The sequence below is a fragment of the Flavobacterium hydrocarbonoxydans genome (assembly GCF_009789235.1).
Taxonomy (GTDB): domain Bacteria; phylum Bacteroidota; class Bacteroidia; order Flavobacteriales; family Flavobacteriaceae; genus Flavobacterium; species Flavobacterium hydrocarbonoxydans.
Genome location: NZ_WSTB01000019.1, coordinates 12,516 through 36,655, shown reverse-complemented (window position 1 = coordinate 36,655; position 24,140 = coordinate 12,516). Strand labels below are relative to the sequence as shown.

The following is a 24,140-nucleotide window of genomic DNA, read 5'->3' as shown; positions in this document are numbered from 1 at the left end:
TGTTACAGCATCCAGCAATGTTTCTAACTAACATTCAGCAACTTGCTGGCAAATCATAAAATCATATTGCTTTTCATTACCATATTGCCTTTAATAAAAAGCATAAAAAAAGCACAAGGTTAGAGACACTTGCGCTTTGTTTTTTTATAGATTATCCGGTAGTTTATTCTATGTCCATTTTTCGTAATAAATCATCTTCGAGGGTATAAATATGTTTTACTACTCCGTCAAAAACAATATTGCCTTCTAAGTCTTTTACTTTTTGATGTACTTCTATTTCTACTGTACCATTGGCTCTGTTATCAAAACCAACCGGCTCTACATTAGGATTAATCTCTCCCCATTGTCTGGTCCAGTATTCCCTTATAGCATCATGGCCTTTTACATAGCCGCCTTCAAAAGCCTTTGGCCATTCTACATCAGGATGCATCGTCGAGAGGGCTTTATCAATATCTCTATCATTAAAACCGGAGTATGCTTTTTTAATTAAATCTTTTAATGTTGCTGTCATGAGTTTATTTTTTCTAATTTTTATCGCTACTTTGAACTCTATGTAAACAAGTACGCCTATAATTACTATTTCTATTATAAAGTAGGCTATACCTGCAAAAGTAAGTTCCGGGTAATACATTGCTATAAGTCCAAGGGTTAAAACAGCATATAGTATGTTGGCCATACTAATTGTTATGATAAAAGGTGCCCAGTTTCCTTTTAAGAAAAGAAAACAAGTCATTGAATAAATACAAAAGCAAACCGCCAGTACCGAAAGAGCATTTAGTACTACCACCGGCATACCGAAGTACTCACTGAAATTCCGTAATAGTACATAAAGGAAAAACGCAGTAGTCATTGCACCTAAAGCGTCTATCAGGAAAAGCTTTTTAGGCTTTTCTGTTAAATAACGTATGTTATGTTCTACTTTTCTAATCATTTCTATATGGTAAAGATAATCGATTTGTAATTCTTTATTATTCTTTAATTATTTTTAATTTATCGAGTACAGCTGTGTCGGGGCAGGGCTTGCCCCTGCCCTTATTCAATCCTACATAAAAAATAAATAATTGATTGAAAAATATTTTCATATAGATGGAGACAACAGTCGGGGCAGGGCTTGCCCCTGCCCTCACACAATCCTACATAAAAAACATATGATTGATTAAGGAATATTTTTATCGTGATGTGACGAACTGGATGTAAACAACTGTCGGGGCAGGGCTTGCCCCTGCCCTCACATAATCCTACATAAAAAATATATGATTGATTAAGGAATATTTTTATCGTGATGTGACGAACTGGATGTAAACAACTGTCGGGGCAGGGCTTACCCCTGCCCTCACAAAATCCTACATAAAAAACATATGATTGATTAAGGAATATTTTTATCGTGATATGACGAACTGGATGGAGACAACAGTCGGGGCAGGGCTTGCCCATGCCCTCACACAATCCTACATAAAAAATATATGATTGATTAAGGAATATTTTTATCGTGATGTGACGAACTGGATGGAGACAACTGTCGGGGCAGGGCTTGCCCCTGCCCTCACATAATCCTACATAAAAAATATATGATTGATTAAGGAATATTTTTATCGTGATGTGACGAACTGGATGGAGACAACTGTCGGGGCAGGGCTTGCCCCTGCCCTATATTCAATCCTACTTATATACTGGGTGGAGACAACCGCAAGGGTTGTCTCTACGTGGGGATGTTTGAATTTCAATATTACATTTTTTAATTTATTTTTTAATCTTTACGAAAACGGATTTGAAATGCGTCTTGTTGGTTTGCCAAATTTGGAACGTTGAACCCCAATGATGAGGTTGCGAACCCTGTCAGTGAGGTTCTAAACCCCATCGGTGAGGTTCGAAGGTCCATCGTTGACGTCTCGAACCCCGTCGTTGACGTCTCGAACCCCGTCGTTGACGTCTGGAACCCCGTCGTTGAGGTTCGGAACGTCACCAGTGGGGTTCAGAACGTCAGTTTTGACGTCTGGAACGTCGTCATCGGGGTTCGGAACCTCAACGACGGGGTCTGGAACGTCATCAGTGGGGTTCGGAACGTCATCAGTGGGGTTTGGAACCTATCCAATGGGGTTCGGAACGTCAAAAATGACGTCTCGAACCTCAACTTTGACGTTCCGAACCTCATTTCTGACGTCTCGAACCTCATTTCTGACGTCTCCAACCTCATCTTTGACGTCTCCAACCTCATCTTTGACGTTCTGAACCTCATCTTTGACGTTCTGAACCTCATTTTTGACGTCTCCAACCTCATCTTTGACGTTCCGAACCTCATTTTTGACGTTCCGAACCTCAAACAAGGTGTTTAAATTAATCCCTGACCATTATAGGCACAGACCATTTTATTTTTTAATTTTGTAGCCTATGAAAAAAGCTTTCCCACTCTTCGACTTTACACAAAAAATTAATTATAAAAACGAAATACTGGCAGGCCTTACTGTTGCCATGACCATGATACCAGAATCATTGTCTTTTGCTATTTTGGCAGGACTGCCTCCGCTGGCAGGGTTGTATGCTGCGTTTATTGCCGGTTTGTTTACAGCTGTTTTTGGTGGAAGACCTGGTATGATTTCGGGCGGAGCAGGCGCAACCGTTATTGTTTTGATAGCCCTGATGCGGTCAAACGGAATTGAATATGTTTTTGCTGCGGTAGCATTGGCTGGCGTAGTGCAAATCCTGATAGGTCTTTTTAAACTGGGTAAATTCATCAGGCTGGTACCGCAGCCTGTAATGTTTGGTTTTGTCAACGGGCTTGCAGTGGTGATTTTTATGTCGCAGCTGGAGCAGTTCAAAACCATAATCAATGGTCAGGTGAGTTGGCTGCAGGGAACCTCTTTATATATTATGCTGGGGCTGACTGCCCTTACTGTAGCTATTGTATTGCTTTTTCCAAAAGTTACCAAAACAGTTCCCGCTTCGCTGGTTGCCATTATGGTGGTGTTTGCTCTGGTGCTTGTTTTTAATATAGACACGAAAACGGTCGAAGATATCGCTTCTGTTCAGGGAGGATTCCCTCCGTTTCATATTCCGTCGATTCCTCTTTCTTTCGAAACCTTAAAAATTATATTACCCTACTCCGTAATTGTTGCAGCAGTTGGTCTTACCGAAGGTTTATTAACCCTAAACTTAGTCGATGAAATCACGGGAACACGTGGTAACAGCAATCGCGAATGTATTGCACAGGGTGGTTCGAATATTCTGAATGGTTTCTTCTTCGGAATGGGTGGCTGTCCTATGATTGCCCAGACGCTGGTTAATCTTTCGGCAGGTTCCAGAGCACGTCTTTCGGGTATTATTGCTGCACTTACAATACTGATTATTGTTCTTTTTGGTGCGCCTGTTATTGGCAAACTGCCTATGGCGGCATTGGTGGGTGTCATGATGATGGTGGCGATTACTACGTTTGAATGGTCGAGTTTCAGAATCATCAACAAGATGCCTAAACATGATATTTTTGTGGGTATATTGGTGGCAGTTATTACTATTTTACTGCACAATCTCGCTTTGGCTGTATTAATTGGCGTAATAATATCGGCCTTGGTTTTTGCCTGGGAAAGCGCCAAAAGAATTCGTGCACGCCATTATATCGATGAACAAGGCATTAAACATTATGAAATTTACGGTCCTTTATTCTTTGGTTCAGTAGCCGTTTTTACAGAAAAGTTTGATATCCAGAACGACCCCAATCATGTGATTATTGATTTTAAAGAAAGTAGAGTAGCTGATATGTCGGCTATAGAAGCATTAAATAATCTGACCAAAAAATACAGTCAGCTTGGTAAAGTAATCGAATTGCAGCACCTAAGTCCGGATTGCAGGGAGCTCCTTAAAAATGCTGAGGCGGTTATTGCTGTGAATGTTATCGAAGATCCTACTTATAAAGTGGTCGCATCTTAGAGTGGTTTATTTTATATAAAGAAGTATTCACAATTTAATTTGGTTTTCTTTACAATTCATTTCCCCTTTTAATGGTGTAGCAGGATAAAAAAAATTAAATTTGAAAACCCTAAACACGCTTTATATTATGATTGCTAAAAGAAATTTAATTTACCTGTTTCCTTTACTTGCCTTGTTCTTTCTTGGCCCCCTTACCTACTCACAGACCACTAAGATTAAGAAGAAAGAAACCCGTACAAGATTATTCAACGACACTACCGCAACCGACAGTGAGTACCTGATGGCGATTGAAAAAGCGGGTGAAATATTAGAATCGGCCTATAACGATGCCACTTTTGACAGCAACAGCCACCACTTGTTTGGCGAAATAAAAAGAACCCAAAGCAAACTCGACCTTATTTTAACGAGCCTGAAAGGAGCCAATCCTAATGTGCGCAACCAGCAAATGTACAGCATCGTACTCGATGAAATCCAGCAGAAACTCGATGAGCAGAACACCGCTATTAATGAGCGTAATCTTACGCTTGAAAAAATAAAGAACAGGGTGATTGATTTACGCAAAGACAAAACCCTGATGACTTTGCTGAAAGATACGATACGCCGCAAACAATTTAAAAAAGAGTTTGCCGACCTTAAAAAGAGATACCTGAGCACGGATAGCCTGATGACGAAAAACCAGGGCATCCTTAACACTAAAAAAAGACTGACCGTACAACGTAAAATAGCCGTATCGAATGCCATGCTTATGGTAGAGAACAAGCTGGAGAAATCCGGAATCAGTATGCTCAAAAAAGAGTACCCTTCTTTATGGAGCACAGGAGACTCGGTAAGTAAAAAAGCAGTTACGCAAAACCTTAAGGCCAAAATTATTATCGAAGAAAGTGTTGCCGCCTACTACTTAAGTTACCGTGCCGGCGGATTAATAACACTTGTCTTTTTTATGGGATTGCTAGGCTGGTATGTTTCGAGGAATCTTAAATACCTGAGGACTAATGGCCATGATGAAAACCTGATGCAGTTCGATTTTAAATACCTTAACAAAGGCGTAATCCTTCCGGTAACGATAATTGGTCTTACGATAGCCGTAGTTAGTAATTTGTATGCGCCGGCACTATTTATCGAATTGCTGCAGCTTATTTTACTGAGCGTGCTTACGATTATTTTTAAAAGCCGATGGTCTAAAACCGCTCTCCAAAACTGGATGATCCTTATAGGATTGTTTTTTATCCTTTGCTTTCTGGACCTTTTTATAGAGATCGGATTTGTGCAGCGTTGTGCTTTTATTATCATCAATATTATGGGGATACGTTATGGTCTGGTACAGATTAAGACCATCAAAAATCAACTGTATATTCAGGGCTTTTTTAAGTGGGCCAGTATTATTTTTATAGGGCTGAATGTCTTAGCCATATTCGATAATGCTTTTGGCAGAGTTTCGCTTGCCAATATGCTTGCTCTTACTGCTTTTGTATCCCTTACCCAAATTATTGCGCTTAGTGTATTACTGAAGATTATTCTGGAAATCATTCTGCTGCAAATTTATACTACCCGAATCAAACGCGGTATCGAAAAGATATTTGATCACGAGAGTCTTTCGAACACTTTAAAAAGACCTTTTATACTGGTGATTATTTATATGTGGATCGTGGTTATTGCCTCTAACCTAAACATCTGGGAATCGCTGCGTACCTCATTTACATCACTGCTTACCCATCCGAATACGATAGGCAGTATCACGTTTACGCTAGGCAACATTGTACTGTTCTTTATTATTATCTGGATTGCTCATTTACTACAAAAATATGTGGCATACTTTTTTGGTGAAATTGATGATGAAAACGAAGAAAACATCAACAAACGCCAGCACTCGAAGTTGCTCATAACGCGTTTGATTGTCCTTATCGGAGGTTATCTTCTGGCTGTTGCAGCTTCAGGGATGCCACTCGATAAACTGAGTATTCTATTAGGAGCTTTAGGTGTGGGTGTTGGGCTTGGATTACAGAATGTCGTTAATAATTTTGTATCCGGTGTGATTCTGATATTTGATAAACCCATACAAATAGGTGATGTTATTGATATTAGCTCGGAGTCCGGTCGTGTAAAATCGATGGGACTGCGTACGACAAAAATCAATGCAGCCAACGGAGCCGAAATTATTATTCCGAATGGTAATTTATTATCACAAAACATTACCAACTGGACGTACACTGACAATTATAAACTGGTGGAGATTTCGATAGAAGTTGCCGGTGAAGCGACTCCAGACGACATTAACAGCATTATAATGAATGCTTTGGAAAGTCTTCCATCAGTACATAATGCTAAAACTCCGCAAATCTATTACACTGCCATCTCTGACGAAAAATACCAACTGTTAATCAAGTTCTGGTGCAGTATTTACAAAACCGAAGAAGCGATCAGTAGTGCCCGTCAGGTTCTTTTCAGTAATTTTAAAGCGAAAGGTTTAAGCTTTTCAGCCTAAAGAATAACCTAAAAACAGGCCCGGAATTTTCGATAAGTCCGGGCTTTTTTTGATTAACTGAAATAAGTTTATCTTAAAATATAGAGCCATACTATTCAATTATATTGTTTCTTTTTTATTTTTTAACAAAAGAACTTCCCTTACAAAACAAAAGTTTATTAAATTCGTTTGAAATATCAATTAACCTACTAACCCCAAATTAGTTATGAAACGAGTATTACTTATCCTGTTTTTACAGGTGACGATGTTCAGTTGGTCACAATCTGCCATCTCCTATTTTGACAAAGCAATGAAAAAAGCCGAGGCCGGAAACAACAAAGGCGCCATTGCAGATTACACAAAAGCCCTTAAATACAATTCGAAATTTGTAGAAGCCTATCAAAACCGGGGCATTGCCAAAATGAAACTCAATGACCTAAAAGGTGCGTTGGCTGATTTTAGCAAAGCCATCGAACTGGACTCGATGAACGCAGAATCCTATACGGGCAGAGCCAATGTGTATTATAAATTAATGGATTATCAGGCTACCATTGACGATTGTTCCTACTGCCTGATGATGAATCCCAGAGATTATATTGCTCTGAATTTAAGAGGACTGAGTTATAATAAGATTGGAGACAAAAAGAATTGCTGTAAAGATTTCTCTAAAGCTATTGAATTAGGAAGTCAGAGCGCCATCAAAAACAGAGCGACTTTTTGTAAATAATCAATCAAAAACATTAAAACCAAAAACAATCTGTAAAACGGTTACTTTATAGATTGTTTTTGGTTTGTTATTCGTAAAAAAACAACTCCCGTTTTTCTTACTAGAGTAATGATTACATTTGTTAAAATATAGATTTAATACTCTTAAAACAAATAATACCAGCAATAACAAAGTTAGCTTACTAGGTTTACCAAGTACTATACCCAAATCCAGTAAATAACACTTTGAATATTCAGTCTGAAGAACCAATATTAACTTATAAAATATATGACGTTTTAGGCCGTTTATTGTACGAATCAAAACCAAATTCAAATAGTATAAAAACAGACTGGAGTTCGCGTGCTAACGGAATCTATTATATTTCTGTTTCAAATGAAAACGGAAAAACCACTAAAAAAATCATCAAGCAATAATTCAATTTAAAGTTATATGTCCCTTTTAAGGAAAATAAATATTAAAGCACAAGACGATAAGAATTCCGGTTTTGGAACCAATGCCAATAATTACGGCGGAAGATTTGTAAACAAAAACGGCACCCCAAATATCGAAAAAAGAGGTATGAACTTACTGCGCAGAATCAGTTGGTATCATACCATGATTGATATGCCTAACTGGAAGTTCATGCTCATTTTGTTTAGCTTTTATATTACGATTAATTTTGTTTTTGCTGTTTTGTATTATGGCATTGGTATCGAACATTTAGACGGCATTTCGGCTTCCGGCAATGCTGTAACACAATTTGGTCAGGCTTATTTTTTTAGTGCGCAGACATTTACAACTGTAGGATATGGTCATATAAGTCCAACTGGTTTTTTAACCAGTGCGCTGTCTGCAGCCGAAGCCCTGATTGGATTATTGAGTTTTGCTATTGCAACAGGTCTTTTCTTTGGAAGATTCAGTAAGCCAACAGCTTTTTTAAAGTTTTCACATAATGCTTTAATCGCTCCTTACCGAGATGGGAAAGCCTTAATGATTCGGCTTGTACCTTTTAAAAACACTAATTTTACTGATGCTAAAGCAAAAGTTACTTTAGGAATGAGCATTGAGGAAAATGGTGTTATGACAAATAAATTTTACACTTTAGACCTGGAACTTGATCGGATAAATGCCCTTTCGTTAAGCTGGACATTGGTTCATCCTATAACCGAAAGCAGTCCGCTATACAATTTCACCGAAGATGATTATAAGAAGACTCATGGTGAGATTTTAGTTTTCATCACCACTTTTGATGATATGTTTAGTAATACGGTTGCCGCAAGAACCTCTTATATTTTTGATGAAATTGTTTATGGAGCCAAATTTGAAACCATGTACAACCGCAGCAAAGATGGTTCTAAAACCATCTTACACTTAGACAAACTAAATCGTTTTACACCTGTAAACCTTCAATAATATATCTTTTGTTGCAGTTTTATTAATAATGTCACTTTTTATTCTATTTTTGTTCACCAAATAATAAATAATGATAAACAACATTAAAACTGTTTTCAGCATCAAAGACCTGGAAAACCTATCAGGAATTAAAGCGCATACCATCCGGATATGGGAAAAGAGATATAATATCCTGGAGCCGATGCGTACCGATACCAATATTAGACTTTATGACCTACAAAGTTTACAAAAACTACTAAATATCACTTTATTACACGATTACGGTTATAAAATATCTAAAATATCTACTTTTTCCGAAGAAAAAATACCACAATTAGTACGCGAAATTATTTCGAAGAAAAACTCATACAATTATGCTATCAATTCGTTTAAGATAGCAATGATGAATTTTGATCAGGAATTGTTTTTCCAGACTTTTGACTGGTTAATATCAGAGCGAACATTCAAAGAAGTATTCAAAGAAAACTTTCTTCCTTTACTTAAGGAATTAGGCTTATTATGGCAATCCGAAACCATAACACCTGCCAATGAACATTTCATGAGTCATTTGATCAAGCAAAAAATATTAATCTACACCGAAACGCTGCAAATTCTAAAACCTACCAGAACTGATCGCGTATTTGTATTGTCGTTACCTTTGAATGAAATACATCAAATTGGTTTATTGTATCTGCAATACGAAATTTTATCAGAAGGCTACAAAACAATTTATTTAGGCGAAAGTATGCCTGTTGAAAATCTTCAGGATCTAACGAAACACTTTGAAAACATTACGTTTGTATCCTTCATGACCATTCAGCCTGATCGCAGCGTGATTAATCAGTATGTAAAAAACATGGGGCAAAAACTTCTGATCAATAACAATCAAATATGGATTATGGGTAAGATGGCCGAATACATTGAAAGAGAAAATCTTCCGGAACAAATACATATTTTTGACTCGATAGACGAAACAATTAGCAGAATATAATATTATTTGTTTAAAGTTTTTGTACATTTGTTAAACAAATGAAAAAAACTATTGCAATCATAGGGTCGGGCTTCTCTGCTTTAGCCGCTTCGTGTTACTTGGCAAAACAAGGGCACAGCGTAACTATATACGAAAAAAACGAAACAATAGGAGGACGCGCACGCCAGTTTAAAAAAGGCGGTTTTACCTTTGACATGGGACCAAGCTGGTACTGGATGCCTGACGTTTTCGAGCGTTTTTTTAATGATTTCAATAAAAAAACAGCCGATTATTACGAGCTAATTAAGCTAAATCCTGCCTATAGGGTTTACTTTGGAGTTGATGATTTTATAAGTATTTACGATAATCTGGAAGAGATAAAAACCACTTTTGAAAAAATCGAAAAAGGAAGTGGTCAAAAACTCGACGATTTTATCAGGCAGGCCAAAAGCAATTACGACATTGCCATAAAAGATTTGGTTTATCGTCCGGGTGTTTCGCCTTTAGAATTAATAACTCCTCAAACTACTTTAAAACTGAATCAGTTTTTTAGCACCGTGAGCAATGATATCCGAAAAAAATTCAATAATGAACGTCTCATTCAGATTCTTGAGTTTCCGGTTTTGTTTTTAGGCGCAAAGCCCTCCAAAACACCATCTTTCTACAATTTCATGAATTATGCGGACTTTGGTTTGGGCACCTGGCATCCTAAAACCGGAATGTTTGATGTTGTACGCGGAATCGAAAAACTAGCACTTGAACTCGGCGTAGTGATCAAAACCAATTCGGTAATCCAAAAAATCATAGTCGAAAGCAAAACTGCAACCGGAATTATAATAAACGGAAAACCAATCTATTCTGATATTGTTTTAAGCGGAGCCGATTATCATCATACCGAAACCCTACTGGACAAAGTCAATCGAAATTATTCAGAAAAATATTGGGAGAGTCGTGTTTTTGCTCCATCTTCGCTTTTATTTTTTGTTGGTTTTGATAAAAAAATAGAAAACATTACGCATCACGCCTTATTTTTTGATGTCGATTTTAATCAGCATGCAGCCGATATTTACGACGAACCTAAATGGCCGGAAGCACCATTATTTTACGCAAATTTCCCATCAAAAACAGATGAGACTGCCGCTCCGGACGGAATGGAAAGTGCTTTCTTCCTGATTCCTCTAGCACCCGGAATTGAAGATTCAGAAAATCTACGGGAAGAATATTTTGAGAAGATACTCACTCGTTTTGAACAACTTACACAACAAAAAGTCAAAAATCACATTATATTTAAAAGATCATTTTGCAAAAACGATTTTGTAAATGATTACAACGCCTACAAAGGTAATGCTTACGGAATGGCCAATACCCTTTTACAAACCGCATTTTTAAGGCCAAAACTAAAAAGCAAAAAAGTACATAATTTATATTTTACAGGACAATTAACCGTTCCTGGCCCTGGTGTTCCTCCTGCTTTAATTTCAGGAAAATTAGTCGCAGAATTAATTCAAAAATCTATCAGCTCCTAAACACATGAAATCACTATTTGACACTGTTTCGTTTAAATGTAGCAAATTGGTCACCAAAAACTACAGCACTTCTTTCTCCCTTGCGGTAAAAATGTTATCGCCAAGTATTCGGGATGCCATTTACAGCATTTACGGTTTTGTACGATTTGCTGATGAAATTGTAGATTCTTTTCATGATTATGACAAGGAAAACCTCATCAATGATTTTGAAAAAGAATATTACAAAGCAATCCAAATGGGTATAAGTTTAAACCCAATTCTCAACTCATTTCAGCATACAGTAAAGCAATATAATATTACCGACGACTTGATTCAGGCCTTTTTAAAAAGCATGAAACTCGACCTCATCAAATCTACCTACAACACACAAACAGAATACGAAGACTATATTTATGGCTCAGCCGACGTTGTAGGCCTAATGTGTCTAAAGGTTTTCGTAAACGGCAAACAAGAAAAATACGAAGAACTTAAAAGTGAAGCCATGAGTTTGGGATCAGCTTTCCAGAAAGTAAATTTTCTTCGTGATCTAAAAGATGACAACCTGGTTTTGAACCGAAATTATTTTCCCGGTGTAGATCTAAATTCTTTTGATGATGAGGCAAAAACACAAATCATCAACGAAATTGAAGAAGATTTCAGACTCGCTTACCAAGGAATTGTAAAACTCCCTCTGGAAGCTAAATTTGGCGTTTACACAGCTTATATTTATTACCGAAAACTACTCAAAAAACTCAAAAACACTCCCTATCACGAAATAGGAAATTCAAGAATCAGAGTTTCAAACTACACAAAAGCAGGGCTTTTAGCGCAATCTTTTGTAACTTACAAACTAAAATTGGTCTAAGAATTTCAATCTAAACAAAATAAAAAATGATTTCCTTTTTAATCTTTTTAAGCGTTTTTCTCTTCATGGAATGTGTCACCTGGCTCACCCACAAGTACATTATGCACGGGCTCATGTGGTATTTTCACGCCGATCATCACCAGCCAAAATACGAGAATACCTTTGAGCGCAACGATATATTCTTTGTCATTTTTGCCATTCCAAGTATCATCCTTTTTTATTTTGGTGTCGAAGGCGGACTTAATTATTTGTTTTTTGTGGCCTGCGGCATCACCTTTTATGGCATCTGCTATTTTTTAATTCACGATGTTCTCATACACCAGCGTTTCAAATGGTTCAAAAACACCAAAAATAAATACCTGATCGGACTTAGAAAAGCACATAAAATTCACCATAAACATCTCGGCAAAGAACACGGAGAATGTTTCGGAATGTTATTCGTGCCTTTCAAATATTATAAAATGTAAAATCATTTGGGCGTTACCCCGCAGAAAAAGCGGGGTCGGGTTTTCCGTTCCCGCTTTTTTATGTCTGGCAAAAAGAGCCAGCCACAAAAAGAGCTCCACTTCAACCCCTAACGCAGACCCGTTTTCATAACAACGATCGATTATAAAATAACTTTCAGAAACAATGAAATTATACAAAATAGAAACGGTACAACATGTAAATGCCAGCCTTGAAGAATGTTGGGATTTTTTTTCAAGCCCCAAAAACCTTCAAACCATAACGCTTGACAATATGAGTTTCGAAATTCAGGATTTCGACGACAAACGAATGTATCCGGGACAAATTATTACCTACACACTAAAACCACTTTTAGGAATCAAAATCAATTGGGTTACTATTATTACAGTCTCAAAAGAAAACGACTATTTTATAGACGAACAACGCTTTGGACCGTATGCACTTTGGCATCACAAACACTTTTTTGAAGCAACAGAAAACGGAACCAAAATGACCGATATTGTACATTATGCACTTCCCTTAGGTTATCTCGGACGCATTATGAACACTTTAGTAGTAAAAAACAAACTGAAAACCATTTTTGACTATCGTCGTAATAAAATTGAGGAATTGTTTAATAAAAAATAATACCAAACTTGTCATTCCGGAGGAATCTCAGCGTAGTAAATTCGGTAACTAGAGATTCCTACGGAATGACAAACTTAAGTGTTTAAAAAAGAGCAAAAAAAATACACAAACTTGTCATTCCGGAGGAAACCCAGCAAATGTGAATCACTGAATTTAGAGATTCCTACGGAATGACAAACTAGGTGTTTAAAAAATAGCAAAAAAAAACTGCGCAAACTTGTCATTCCGGAGGAAACCTAACGAAGTGGTTCTACGAAGTAAATCCCAGCAAATGTGAATCACTGAATTTAGAGATTCCTACGGAATGACAAAATTGAGCATAAATACAAGGTAATAAAGAATATTTATCCACAGATTAAAAGGATCAACACAGATTAAAAATCCTTTATAAATCTTATAATCTGTGGCTAAAAAATCTACATAACAGACTTTCATACAATGACAAAACAAAAAGTTGCTTTTTTCTGGTTCAGACGTGATTTACGATTAGAAGACAACGTTGGGTTATTCCAAGCTTTACAGTCTGAAAATCCTGTGATTCCTTTGTTTATTTTTGACGAAGATATTCTAGACAATCTTCCACAAGATGACGCAAGAGTAAGTTTTATCTATGATTCGCTCGAAAAAATAAACTTTCAACTATCAGAAAATCAATCATCACTTTTAATCAAAAAAGGAAAAACTACAGCAGTCTGGCAATCACTTCTTGAAGAATTTGATATTCAGCAAGTTTTCTTCAACAAAGATTACGAGCCTTATGCTATCAAACGTGATGTAGTTATTAGTACTTTATTAAAAGTAAACAACATTGAAGCCTTTTCATTTAAAGACCACGTTATTTTCGAAGAAAAGGAAATCACCAAAGCTGATGGACTTCCTTATACCGTTTATACACCTTATAAAAACAAATGGCTGGAAAAATACCATCTTTCTGGTTCGGCTCCTGAATACGACACCAAACCTTTGTTTTCTAATTTTAGTAAAATCCCATTTGAATTTCCGGAATTAGTACAAATAGGTTTCGAAAGAAGCAATATAAAAGTACAGCCACACAATTTAACCCAAATTGCGAATTACAAAGAAACACGCGATTTTCCGGCTCTTGACAGTACTTCGTATTTATCGCCACATTTACGTTTTGGAACCGTGAGTATCCGAAAATTAGTCAATTGGGCGAATCGTAAAAATCAAACCTTCTTGAGTGAATTAATTTGGAGAGAATTTTTTATTCAGATTCTGTTTAGCTTTCCAAATTGTGTCAATCATAATTTTAAGTCGGCTTATGATGGGATACAATGGCGCAATAACGAAGAAGATTTTAAGCGTTGGTGTTCGGGAACGACAGGCTACCCAATGGTCGATGCCGGAATGCGTCAACTGAATGAAACGGGATATATGCACAATCGTGTTCGCATGGTGGTGGCGAGTTTTTTATGCAAACATTTATTGATCAACTGGCAATGGGGCGAAGCTTATTTTGCCGAGAAATTACTGGATTTCGAATTGGCTTCTAACGTAGGCAACTGGCAATGGGCAGCAGGAACGGGTTGCGATGCAGCGCCTTATTTTAGAGTTTTTAATCCCGAAATTCAACAAAAGAAATTTGACGAAAAAGGCATTTACATCCGCAAATGGATTCCTGAGTTTGATTTAGGTTATAACGAACCTATGGTCGATCATGCTTTTGCCAGAGATCGTGCAATTGCGACTTATAAGGCGGGGATTTTGAAATAGTTTTTTTAGATTTTAGATTTTAATAATTTTATTATCCCTCGTGCCTCGGGATAAGTACTAAACATTGCTAAAGCTTAATTTTACAATAAGCCGCTTTTGGTCTAATTTCTTCTTACGGCAGATGAAATTAATTTAGAAAAATCGCTTCTTATGAAAACGGAACCCCTAGCCCCGATAGAAGTGAAAATCCTTTTGTGGCGGGGTTCGCCACAAAAGATTGTAACGGATAGCGGGAAATAGCTCCTTAAATTACTTAATTAATTTATGCAGCATTCCGTTGAAGATAAAGCCGTGAAAAGGTAAAACGGAATACCAGTACAACTTTCCCCAAATGCCTTTTGGCCTAAAAGTAGCCGCCTGATATAAGGTGTTGTTTATAATTTTGAATTCGAGCCAGGCTTCGCCAGGCAGTTTCATCTCGGCATATAAAATGAGTTTTCCCTCCTTTTTATTGGCATACAATACGCGCCAAAAATCTAATGCGTCGCCAGAATGAATTGTATGTTTGTTAGTTCTACCGCGGCGAGAGCCTACTCCGCCAAATAATTTATCTATAAAACCGCGAATACTCCAAAGCCAATCTCCACAATACCAGCCCGTTTCGCCGCCAATTGACCAAATTCTTTCGATAGTAAAATCGCGGTTTTCTATTTTCATTTTTCGGCGATCGATATAGCAATCTTTTTTAGGAACTTTTAAATGTGCTGATATCGTACTGCTAAAACGACCACTAATGAGGGAATCTTTCCAGCTTGAAGCGACATTATCTTCTTCGACTTTTATAAGCGCACGAGACAATGCTTCTTTGTAAGTCATGGGTTTTACCGCTAACAATTGGTTGATGCGCTGATCGTTGCAAATGACTTCGACTTTCATACTGCTCACTAAAGCTGCTGCTAGTTTATACGAAGTAGAAGTTACGAAATAGAGCCAATACGACGATAATTTGGGTGTCATAACCGGAATCGTAAAAATATATCTTTTGAGTTTTTTTGCTTCAGCAAAACCTAACAACATTTCTTTGTATGTCAAAATATCCGGCCCTCCGATATCGAAACTCGCATTAAAAGTTACTGGATTTAAGAGTGATTTTGACAAAAACTCTAAAACATCGTTTATTGCAATAGGCTGGCATTTAGTATTGAGCCATTTGGGTGTAATCATTACCGGAAGTTTGTTGACCAGATCCCGAATAATTTCGAAAGAAGCACTTCCTGAACCTACAATAATACCGGCTCTTAAAGTGGTAAGCGGCACATTGGCTTTGCCTAAAATAGTTTCCACATTTTTTCTGGAAGACAAATGTTTGGACAGCGTTTTGTCATTTACGATTCCGCTTAAATAGACTATTTGCTGCGCTTGAGTTTGATTGATTCGCTGAACAAAATTAGAAGCCGAAATACCTTCTAATTCATCATAATTGGTTTCAGGACCCGACATCGAATGTATTAAATAGAAAGCTGCATCGATCGTTTCCGGAATTGCTGAAAGCGTCTCTTGATCTAAAAAGTCAACTTCGATAACGGTTACTTTTTGCTGCAAATCTTCAGTAATGTAAAATCTGTTTTTATCTCTTACACAACAAACCACTTCATGTCCCTGAGCTACCAAAATGGGTAACAGACGTTTGCCTATATAGCCTGTTGCTCCGGTTAAGAGAATTTTCATGACCTTTTACATTTTAAATGTTACGAGTCCATAATCTAATTCGAAAATCTGTCCTGAAATAGCATTGGCTTTATCAGAAATTAAAAAAGCGGCCATATTGGCAACCTCTTCAGGTTTTAAATAACTTTTCATAGGATGGCGTTCGATCATGTTTTCTTTCATACGATCGTTGCGCAAAATAGAAGCCGACAGCGATGTGTCGGTAATTGTGGGTGCAATCGCATTTACACGTATTACTGACGCCAGCTCAGCTCCGAGCGATTTTACCAAACCTTCGACTCCAGCTTTAGCGGTTGCAATACTGGCATGAAAAGGCATTCCGAGTTTGGCCGCCACAGTACTAAATAACAAAATAGAGGGATCGTCTCCTTTTTTAAGCACAGGCAAATATTTTTGTATGACTTTTACGGCTCCAATGACATTAATCTCGAAATCGTTTCTAAAATCATCAATACTTAAACTACTAATTGGTTTTAGATTTATGGAGCCCGGACAATAAATCAGAGTATCTATATTTTCGATTTCAGGAAGCTGATCCTGTAAAACATCCAAACCAAAATGAATAAGATTTGGATGGGTCAAATCGGGTGGGTTTCTGCTGATATTAAAAATTTTATTCGACTCTAATTGCTGCAACAAAATGGCGCTACCAATTCCTTTACTTCCTCCAACTATTAGAATATTTCTCATCTCTTCGAAATTTTATTGTTACTAATTTGCCTTTGTCGGGAACATTTAAATCTTCCTTCTTTAAAATCTCTTCGCTTTTCGTGTTTGGTTTTTCGGCCCTGAACACGTTCTCTCCAGATTTTAAAACTTGTGCTTTTCAATTCGATTCGCATCAAATCAATAACTTGTTGCTCTTTTAATCCAAATTGCAAAAAGATAGCTTCAAAAGTAGTTCGGTCTTCCCAGGCCATTTCTATGATTCTGTCTTTGTCTAAGTCAGTCATCGCTGTTCTGTTTCTATAAATAAATTCCAAATTTTATAAATTCCAAACTCCAATTATAATCAAACACCAATTGGAATTTGGAATTTTTATATTGGAATTTCCCAAACTAATATTTCTTAAAATTCTCTACTACAATTTTTGCCTTCAAATCAAACATCAAATTATACAAGCCGAAGAAGGTTCTGTTCATGTAAATAAAATGTTTGGAACCACGATTTCCGTTCATCTTTTTTAGATTGGTATCATTTGAAAAACGTTCTCCTAATTTGGCGATGTTTTCGAAGAAAGTTTCATCGGCAAAATCGAAAGTTTCTTCCTGGAAAGGTTTTGTGAAAAGTGATAGTAAATCATGAAACATTTCGGTAAAATATTCAACTTCTGAAGCTGAATCATCCGGACGAAGAATCTCTAATTCGAATAATTTTTGGTTAAACAGTTTTTCGTCGGTAATGACATTCTTGTTGATTAACTCGAAATAAGGTACATAGAATTCTTCTGGAATTTGTTTCATACAGCCAAAATCGAGTGCTATCAATTGGTTTGACTCATCTACCAAAAAATTTCCTGGATGCGGATCGGCGTGTACTTTTCGTAAAACGTGAATTTGGTACATATAAAAATCCCAAAGTGCTTGCCCCAATTTATCACCTACTTCTTTATCTGTGTTTTTTGCTGTAAATTCCGAAAGATGAATTCCGGTCATCCAATCCATCGTGATGATTTTCTCTGAAGAAAATTCAGGATAATAATTAGGGAAAATTATGTTTTCGATTTTGCTGCAAGCTGCTACAACTTCCTGACTTTGCTTTAATTCGAGCAAATAATTGGTCTCTTCGATAAGCTTATCTTCGACTTCTTTAAAATATTTGTCCGAATCTTTTCCTTGCAGATTAAACATTCTGATGGCAATAGGTTTCACTAAAGCCAAATCGGAAGAAATGCTGTTCGCAACACCAGGATACTGAATTTTTACGGCTAACTTTTTACCATTTTTGATAGACAAATGTACCTGACCAATACTGGCTGCATTAACAGAATTAGCATTGAATTCATCAAAAATTTCGTAAGGTGTTTTGCCAAAATTTGTTTTGAAGGTTTTCAAAACCAAAGGTGCAGACAACGGCGGAACAGAAAATTGCGACAAAGAGAATTTCTCTACGTAAGCCTGTGGCAAAAAATTCTTGTCCATACTCAGCATTTGCGCTACTTTGAGCGCGCTTCCTTTCATGCTTTTTAGTCCGTCGTAAATATCTTCTGCATTGTTTTCATTAAGTTTGTCACGGGTTAGATCGGGGTTCACTATTTTTTCGGCATAATGCTTTACATAGTTTACGCCAACTTTGGCTCCGGTTTGCACTAATTTTGAAGCTCTTTCAATCTTTGAGGTGGGTATATAATCGATTGTTTTCATTATCTGCTGTGTATTTTTTCTTTAAAAAGAAATTTTCCAAAATCTATAAGATGATTCATTGGCGCGACATTCATTAATTCGAACGAAGCATTAACTGATTTTTCGATAAAAATATCTGTTTTCTCAAACGCTGGCGATGAATCGTCAACCCAGAATTTAAGTGTCAGCATCAGTTGCAGCCAAGCCGATTCCTGAATAGCTTTTTCCTGAAACTTCTGGAATCGTTCTTGCTCTAATCGATAATCATCTGTTAGGATTTCGGCAACATATTCTCTAAAACCATCTCTCAGAGAGGTAAGCTGCGTTAGGTTTCTGATGGGGTTTGCATCGTTTTTCAAGGCCTGCAACACATAACTTCTGTTAGCAGTCAGTATTTCAAAGAAAGTGAAATAAAAGCTTAACATTTTATTTTTCATGTCGTACTCTTGATAATCACTGTTTTTGTGCAATAAATCAATCGTATTAACCAGGAATAATTTGAAAATTTCTTTTTCTAAACCTTCAAGCGTTCCAAAAAAAGCATAAAATTCTGCCTCAGAAAAATCTTTTTCTTTAGCAAAATGAAACACTGATTTTGGCTTATGTCCTTTCTCCAGAACCTCATTCATATATATCGAAATAATATCATCTTTGGTAAGAATCTTTTTTTTAGTTGCCATCTTCATTTAAGTTTAAAATTTGCATTAAAGATACGGAATGTTTAACTATCTTTACTTATCATTAAACAAAACAATTTGTTAAATCTTTTCAGAAATGGCTCAGAACGTTTTACTTACCGGAGGAACAGGTTTTATAGGCAGGCATCTAACAGCTGTGTTGATTGCAAGTGGCTACACCGTTTCTATTCTAAGCCGTTCAGACCGAAAAAACACGGCAAACATTTCGTATTACAAATGGGATTTAGAAAGTAATTATATTGAAGAAGAAGCCATTCTAAAAGCAGATTATATTGTGCATCTTGCTGGCGAAGGAATTGTAGAAAAAAGATGGACTGAGCAACGCAAGAAAGCCATTTTGGAAAGCCGCACACAACCCATCGAACTCATTTTTTCTGTTCTAAAAAACAATAACAAAACCTTAAAAGCCTTTATTTCAGCTTCTGGAATAGGCTATTACGGAGCCATAACCAGCGAAGAAATCTGTACCGAAGAAACTCCTGCCGCTACTGATTTTTTAGGGAAAACTTGTGTAGAATGGGAAAAAGCAGTTGATACCATTGGCGCATTACACATTCGCACTGCAAAAATAAGAACCGGGATTGTATTGGGTAGAAACGAAGGTTTTTTGAGGAAAATGACCCCAAGTTTCAAAAGAGGTTTTGGCGCTATTTTAGGCACTGGAAATCAATATTTACCCTGGATTCATGTTGAAGATTTATGCAAAATATATCTAAAAATGATTCAGGACAACCAGACAAATGGTACTTACAACGCAGCCGTTCAGGACAAAACCACCAATGCAAGTTTCTCTAATACCCTGGCAAAACTGTATGGCTATTATATTTGGTTACCCAAAGTTCCTGCATTTTTACTAAAAATTGTCTTAGGCGAAATGAGCGATGCTATTCTAAAAGGACAGCCTGCTTCTTCTGAAAAAATAGAAAAAACAGGATTTGAATTTCAATTTACCGATTTAGAAATTGCTTTATCTAGTTGCGTATCGTAGCCACAAAATTCAATTAGTATCCACAACTACAATTTGTTTGGTATCGCAACCATCACATTCTACTACTGCGGTCAATTCTGTATTAACCGTTTTGGCAATTTTACCCGCAATGGTATAAGGTACCTCAATATCAAAATCTGAAATGATAATCGGAAAATCTGAAGTGATTTGAATACCTTCAGACACTTTTTTCATGAAAGCTTTCACTTCTATGTTTTTAGATTTTCCGTGCAGATACAATTTTCCTTTTATTTGATATTCTTTTTCAAGATCTGTAATTTCATTTACATCAAATTTGGTAATTCTTCCTTTAAAAACGGCCTTTGGATAGCGGTCACTCTCTAAATAATTTTCATTAAAATGTTGTTTCATCAAATCCAATTTAAAAGTAAAATCTTTGATAAAAAGCACACACACGAACTCACTTGTTTTAGTTTCAATAACAATAGTTCCAAGCTTATTTACTGCTTTAATTTCTTCAAATAAAGGAACAGAAGCTTCAAAATTAACTATTGCCGTAGAGGTTCTAAATTTATCCTGAGCCAATATGGAAAAAGCAGTAAAAAGTAAAATTAATAAAGTAAATCTTTTCATAATCGTCAGCATTTAAACAATTATGTCAGGCGATTTTTTTGTTATAAGAAGATTAAAAAAAACCGGATGGCAGTATATTCCGTTAAAACATTTAGTAACCAATTGATTACACTTAAAGTTACGAAATAATAAGGAGTATGGTTGCAGGATAAATGCTAAAAATTTGTGAAATGTTTTTAGGATGTAAAATAATACTAAAAATTTATAGAAACTATGGGTAAAGATGCACTGCAGTGCATCTCTACGGTCTGTTATGTTCTTCCCTTTATTAAAGCGTAAATTATGTTTATAAAAAATAAAAATTGAGCACCTATAAGAATCAGAAAACTCAATGAAAGAATTATATTTATTTGAGTGTTAAAATCACTATTTGACAACAAAGCTTCTACATTATCAGATCCTGAATTTATATACAATTGTGAACATATCAAAATTAGAAGAGCAGATCCTACCGTTAATGCAATATGAATAAAGGTCAACCCACTAACCAAACGAAAATTAAACTTTAAAAAAGCAAAATAAACAACTGCTAAAATGCTAAATAGAATGGCGAACAATTTCGCAAGATCAATGTATGCTATTACAAAATAGGTGTCATGATAATTAACGTCTATTGTTTCGTTTGACATAAAACATCCTAATATTAAAAATATTAAAATAAACGCCAACAACAGAAAATAGGGCTTAGTAGAAATAAATCTCATCATAAACTAATTAATTTCCAACAACACATTATACTTATCCAAACTCGCCAAATCTTCTATAGAATTTACGTTTGTCAATTTTGCGTGTTCTTCGATTTCTTTTTTGGCTTCAATTTGTTTGATACATTTTCTAAAACGGCGTACTTCGTCCAGATTCGATAAAATAAGCCCTGGAACTGGAACGCTTTTGCCTTCCTTATCTTTTGCGACCATTGTAAAATAAGATGAATTACAATGTTTTACAGCTCCGGTTTGAATGTTTTCTGCTTCAACGCGAATACCCACAATCATAGAACTTCTCCCGACATAATTTACCGAAGCTTTCATGGTTACCAGTTCCCCAACTTCAATAGGCTTCAAAAAATTCACCGTATCTACCGAAGCCGTTACGCAGTAATTGCCACAAAATTTTGATGCCGAAGCAAAAGCAATCTGATCTAACAATTGCAAAATATAGCCTCCATGAATTTTACCGCTAAAATTTGTGTGCGACGGTAACATTAATTCTGAAATACTAATTTTTGATGAAGAAACGGGTTTGAAATCTGAGGCCATATTATATTATTTGTATTTAAAGGGTGATGATTCTTTTTGCACAGCTTTGACAAAAAACCGGGATTCTCCCCACCAGCTGAATGTTTTGTAGCGCTCTTCGTAAGTGAGTTTTACGTACTGACCTTGTAGTTCGTTTAAATCATCAATTACTTTTTGATCACTGTCTAAAACTGAAAATCTAAAAATCTGAGAACCTGAAACTCCCTGACTCAACTCGCCTTCCCACGTTTTCATCATCACGCCTTTATGACTCATCCGGATTAATTCGCCAGAACGATAACCCTCGCTAAAAGGAACATAATAAATAAAGGCAAAATAGGCAGACACTACCAAAAAACAGGCTGCGACTATAAGGAACAAAATTCTTTTCATAGTATTCTAATTTAAAGATTGATTTTCTTCAGTATTGGTGGCTCTGGCAATAATATTTTCTGGAAGCGATTTCTTAGCCTTTGCCCCCATTTTTTTTAATTTTTCGACACTAGAAATTAGATTTCCTCTTCCGTCAACGAGTTTGCTCATGGCGCTTTCGTATTCGGTTTTGGTGTCTTTTATTTTATTTCCAATTCTAACCAAATCGGTTACAAAACCTTCAAATTTATCATATAATGCACCTGCTTGCCTTGCGATTTCAAAAGCATTCTCCTGTTGTTTTTGATTCGCCCACATACTATCAATCGTTCGTAATGTAGCCAATAAAGTAGTAGGTGTCACGATTACAATATTTCGGTCAAAAGCTTTATTATAAAGTGTAGCATCTTCATTTAATGCTATCGCAAAAGCTGGCTCTATCGGTACAAAAAGCAACACAAAATCAGGACTTTCTATTTGGTACAAATCATGATAATTTTTACTTCCGAGTTGTTCTACATGACGTTTAATTGAATTTACGTGCTCTCTCAGGAAATCAATCTTCAAAACATCGTCTTCTTCATTTACCCATTTTTCGTAAGCTGTTAAGGAAACTTTCGAATCTACAATCATCTTTTTTCCGTCAGGCAGATTAATCACAACATCCGGAAAAACACGATTCCCTTCGGTATTGGTAAAACTTTGCTGTACTTCGTATTCGCGGCCTTTTTCTAAACCTGATTTTTCTAAAACACGTTCCAAAACCAGCTCTCCCCAATTTCCCTGCATTTTACTATCACCTTTTAAGGCTTTGGTTAAATTTAAGGTTTCTTTGCTCATTTGAATGTTCATTTCGCTCAAACCCAAAATCTGCTGACGAAGTGCCGCATGATAATCGATGCTTTCTTTGTGTGTTTGCTCCACTTTTTGCTCAAAACCCTGAATTTTATCCTGCAAAGGCAACAAGATATTTTTCATGTTTACACTATTTTGCTCTGTAAATTTTGCAGACTTTTCTTCGAGTATTTTATTGGCTAAATTTTCGAATTCTTTGGTAAATTTTTCCTGAAGTTCGCTTATCTCGTTTTTTTGTTCTTTATGACGTTCCCATAAATTTTCAAAATCAACTTCTTTTTTTGAAAGCTGAATCGCTAAACTATCTTTTTCTGTTCTGATATTTTCTTTTTCTAAATTTAACTGATGAAGATTTTTATCGAAATTGTTTTTTTCGTTCTCCAATTGCTCTTTTTGATTTTGCAGCTGAAAATTTACAGCATTCAGTCTTTCATCCAAACTCACTTTCTCAGATTGAAAACGAGCAGAAGAGAGCAATTTACCTATGTAAATTCCCAAAAACAAAGCAACTATAAAAGCTCCTAAAAGCGGAATGAAATCCAACATACTACGTTAATTTTAAGTAAAAGTACGCAATAATACGTAGTTCTTGTTTTAAAAATAAAAATTTCACGAATTATTTATCCTTGCGAATTAAACACACAAATTCAAAAATCAAATTCAAAAAAAAAAAAAATACAACACTGCGCAACCTTTTCTATACAGCGGCATCTATTAATTACAAACTATTAAAAAAAG

At 36.2% G+C, this 24,140-nt stretch carries 22 protein-coding genes and 1 pseudogene; 13 read left to right on the top strand and 10 right to left on the bottom strand.

Going from position 1 to position 24,140, the window contains the following annotated elements:
• Positions 1-163: 163 nt before the first annotated feature.
• Positions 164-931 carry a nuclear transport factor 2 family protein gene (locus GON26_RS21720; protein ID WP_230407978.1) on the bottom strand — a complete coding sequence of 256 codons (768 nt, stop codon included), beginning with the start codon at positions 929-931 and terminating at the stop codon, positions 164-166.
• A gap of 874 nt (positions 932-1,805) precedes the next feature.
• On the opposite strand from GON26_RS21720, the gene GON26_RS20810 reads away from it, so the two are divergent.
• The 12 genes and pseudogenes from GON26_RS20810 (at position 1,806) to GON26_RS20755 (ending at position 14,646) form a co-directional block, all read left to right on the top strand.
• Positions 1,806-2,333 carry a hypothetical protein gene (locus GON26_RS20810; RefSeq protein ID WP_160376699.1) on the top strand — a complete coding sequence of 176 codons (528 nt, stop codon included), beginning with the start codon at positions 1,806-1,808 and terminating at the stop codon, positions 2,331-2,333.
• Positions 2,334-2,388: 55 nt separating this feature from the next.
• Positions 2,389-3,921 carry a SulP family inorganic anion transporter gene (locus GON26_RS20805; RefSeq protein WP_160376698.1) on the top strand — a complete coding sequence of 511 codons (1,533 nt, stop codon included), beginning with the start codon at positions 2,389-2,391 and terminating at the stop codon, positions 3,919-3,921.
• Between the two features lie 100 nt (positions 3,922-4,021).
• Positions 4,022-6,403 carry a mechanosensitive ion channel family protein gene (locus tag GON26_RS20800; RefSeq protein WP_230407977.1) on the top strand — a complete coding sequence of 794 codons (2,382 nt, stop codon included), beginning with the start codon at positions 4,022-4,024 and terminating at the stop codon, positions 6,401-6,403.
• 205 nt (positions 6,404-6,608) lie between these two features.
• Positions 6,609-7,109, top strand: coding sequence for a tetratricopeptide repeat protein (locus tag GON26_RS20795; RefSeq protein WP_160376697.1), 501 nt, complete (start codon positions 6,609-6,611; stop codon positions 7,107-7,109).
• A gap of 209 nt (positions 7,110-7,318) precedes the next feature.
• Positions 7,319-7,522: pseudogene (locus tag GON26_RS20790) on the top strand (T9SS type A sorting domain-containing protein); the annotation flags it as partial.
• A 16-nt stretch (positions 7,523-7,538) separates the two neighbouring features.
• Complete coding sequence (locus tag GON26_RS20785; protein ID WP_160376695.1) at positions 7,539-8,501, top strand: ion channel; 963 nt, start codon at positions 7,539-7,541, stop codon at positions 8,499-8,501.
• A gap of 70 nt (positions 8,502-8,571) precedes the next feature.
• Positions 8,572-9,471, top strand: a complete 900-nt coding sequence (locus GON26_RS20780; RefSeq protein ID WP_160376694.1) for a MerR family transcriptional regulator — start codon at positions 8,572-8,574, stop codon at positions 9,469-9,471.
• Positions 9,472-9,509: 38 nt separating this feature from the next.
• Positions 9,510-10,976, top strand: a complete 1,467-nt coding sequence (locus GON26_RS20775; protein WP_160376693.1) for a phytoene desaturase family protein — start codon at positions 9,510-9,512, stop codon at positions 10,974-10,976.
• A 4-nt stretch (positions 10,977-10,980) separates the two neighbouring features.
• Positions 10,981-11,820, top strand: a complete 840-nt coding sequence (locus GON26_RS20770) for a phytoene/squalene synthase family protein (protein ID WP_160376692.1) — start codon at positions 10,981-10,983, stop codon at positions 11,818-11,820.
• A gap of 26 nt (positions 11,821-11,846) precedes the next feature.
• Complete coding sequence (locus tag GON26_RS20765) at positions 11,847-12,287, top strand: sterol desaturase family protein (RefSeq protein ID WP_160376691.1); 441 nt, start codon at positions 11,847-11,849, stop codon at positions 12,285-12,287.
• Between the two features lie 163 nt (positions 12,288-12,450).
• A complete protein-coding gene (locus GON26_RS20760; protein WP_160376690.1) occupies positions 12,451-12,912 on the top strand; it encodes an SRPBCC family protein in 462 nt (153 codons plus the stop codon).
• A gap of 438 nt (positions 12,913-13,350) precedes the next feature.
• Positions 13,351-14,646 carry a cryptochrome/photolyase family protein gene (locus tag GON26_RS20755; RefSeq protein ID WP_160376689.1) on the top strand — a complete coding sequence of 432 codons (1,296 nt, stop codon included), beginning with the start codon at positions 13,351-13,353 and terminating at the stop codon, positions 14,644-14,646.
• Positions 14,647-14,895: 249 nt separating this feature from the next.
• Here the strand turns inward: GON26_RS20755 and GON26_RS20750 are convergent, their stop codons facing one another.
• The 5 genes from GON26_RS20750 to GON26_RS20730 form a co-directional block, all read right to left on the bottom strand.
• Positions 14,896-16,314: an SDR family oxidoreductase gene (locus GON26_RS20750; protein ID WP_160376688.1), complete on the bottom strand. Its 1,419-nt coding sequence runs from the start codon at positions 16,312-16,314 to the stop codon at positions 14,896-14,898.
• 6 nt (positions 16,315-16,320) lie between these two features.
• A complete protein-coding gene (locus tag GON26_RS20745) occupies positions 16,321-17,004 on the bottom strand; it encodes an SDR family NAD(P)-dependent oxidoreductase (RefSeq protein ID WP_160376687.1) in 684 nt (227 codons plus the stop codon).
• Positions 17,001-17,267: a TIGR03643 family protein gene (locus tag GON26_RS20740; protein ID WP_160376686.1), complete on the bottom strand. Its 267-nt coding sequence runs from the start codon at positions 17,265-17,267 to the stop codon at positions 17,001-17,003. Before GON26_RS20740 ends, GON26_RS20745 begins: the two co-directional genes overlap by 4 nt.
• 106 nt (positions 17,268-17,373) lie before the next feature.
• Positions 17,374-18,678: an ABC1 kinase family protein gene (locus tag GON26_RS20735; RefSeq protein ID WP_160376685.1), complete on the bottom strand. Its 1,305-nt coding sequence runs from the start codon at positions 18,676-18,678 to the stop codon at positions 17,374-17,376.
• On the bottom strand, positions 18,678-19,337 hold the full coding sequence (locus GON26_RS20730) for a TetR family transcriptional regulator C-terminal domain-containing protein (RefSeq protein WP_160376684.1): 660 nt from the start codon (positions 19,335-19,337) through the stop codon (positions 18,678-18,680). The genes GON26_RS20735 and GON26_RS20730 overlap by 1 nt, the downstream gene beginning before the upstream one ends.
• A gap of 94 nt (positions 19,338-19,431) precedes the next feature.
• Between GON26_RS20730 and GON26_RS20725 the strand changes: the two genes are divergently transcribed.
• Complete coding sequence (locus tag GON26_RS20725) at positions 19,432-20,343, top strand: TIGR01777 family oxidoreductase (RefSeq protein WP_160376683.1); 912 nt, start codon at positions 19,432-19,434, stop codon at positions 20,341-20,343.
• Between the two features lie 9 nt (positions 20,344-20,352).
• Here the strand turns inward: GON26_RS20725 and GON26_RS20720 are convergent, their stop codons facing one another.
• From GON26_RS20720 to rmuC, 4 genes are all read right to left on the bottom strand, one after another.
• A complete protein-coding gene (locus tag GON26_RS20720) occupies positions 20,353-20,937 on the bottom strand; it encodes a YceI family protein (RefSeq protein ID WP_160376682.1) in 585 nt (194 codons plus the stop codon).
• A 710-nt stretch (positions 20,938-21,647) separates the two neighbouring features.
• Positions 21,648-22,196: an acyl-CoA thioesterase gene (locus GON26_RS20715; protein ID WP_160376681.1), complete on the bottom strand. Its 549-nt coding sequence runs from the start codon at positions 22,194-22,196 to the stop codon at positions 21,648-21,650.
• A 6-nt stretch (positions 22,197-22,202) separates the two neighbouring features.
• Positions 22,203-22,568, bottom strand: coding sequence for a 6-phosphogluconate dehydrogenase (locus tag GON26_RS20710; protein WP_160376680.1), 366 nt, complete (start codon positions 22,566-22,568; stop codon positions 22,203-22,205).
• A 6-nt stretch (positions 22,569-22,574) separates the two neighbouring features.
• The gene (gene rmuC / locus GON26_RS20705) at positions 22,575-23,948 is read right to left on the bottom strand and encodes a DNA recombination protein RmuC (RefSeq protein ID WP_160376679.1); all 1,374 of its coding nucleotides are present in this window, start codon (positions 23,946-23,948) and stop codon (positions 22,575-22,577) included.
• Positions 23,949-24,140 lie beyond the last annotated feature (192 nt).